Annotated in this window: 1 protein-coding gene; it reads right to left on the bottom strand. The window is 55.7% G+C overall.

Features of this window, described 5'->3' with window-relative positions:
* The coding region (locus ACRD7P_RS20965) for an AMP-binding protein (protein WP_430909759.1) at window positions 1-740 on the bottom strand (740 nt) is incomplete at both ends.

Below are 740 nucleotides of genomic sequence, written 5' to 3'. Positions count from 1 at the left end.
TCCGTGACCAACAACCTGGCGCCCGCATCTTCCAGAATAAGGGATTTGCGCTCCTCCGGGTACCCCTTGTCGATCGGCACGTACACCCCGCCGCACTTCATGATGCCCAACATCGAGATGATCGCCAAAGGGGAACGGTCCAAAAGTAGCCCTATATGGTCCCCTGGGAGAACCCCATGTTCCGATTGCAGGTAATGCGCCAGTTTGCTCGAACAAAGGTCCACTTCGGAGTAGCTCAGCGCATTGTCGCCAAGCACCAGTGCCGTGTTCTCGGGGGAATCCCCGACCTGTTCCCTGAAAAGCTCCAGGATCGTACGCTCACCCGGGTATTCCCTAGCGGTATCGTTGAAGGCCCCCAAAAGCTGCTCCTCCTCCGGGGAGGTCAGCATGGAAAGGCTTGTGATCCGCGATACAGGGTTCGCGACGATGCTGCGCAAAAGCTCCCTGTAATGGGAGAGCATGCGATCAATCGTAACGGAATCGAAAAGGTCCGTACAGTACTCGAGCTCCAACGAAATACCGGAGGGGTCTTCCACCGCTGACAATAATAAATCAAACTTAGCCGTACCACCATCTTCTTCATAAGACGATACTTCAAAAGGGGCGTCGCTCGCTGAGCTATCATCTTCCTCCCCAATGGTATTCTGAAGTGCGAACATCACTTGGAACAGGGGCGGCATGCTCATATCGCGGGTCTTCACCACGCGGTCCACCACCTTCTCGAAGGGCGCCGACTGGTG

Origin of the sequence: Maribacter sp. 2-571 (assembly GCF_050589625.1) — a bacterium.
In the GTDB taxonomy this organism is placed as follows: domain Bacteria; phylum Bacteroidota; class Bacteroidia; order Flavobacteriales; family Flavobacteriaceae; genus Pelagihabitans.
The sequence above is the reverse complement of the archived record's forward strand: the minus strand, read 5'-3'. Positions and strand labels throughout refer to the sequence as shown.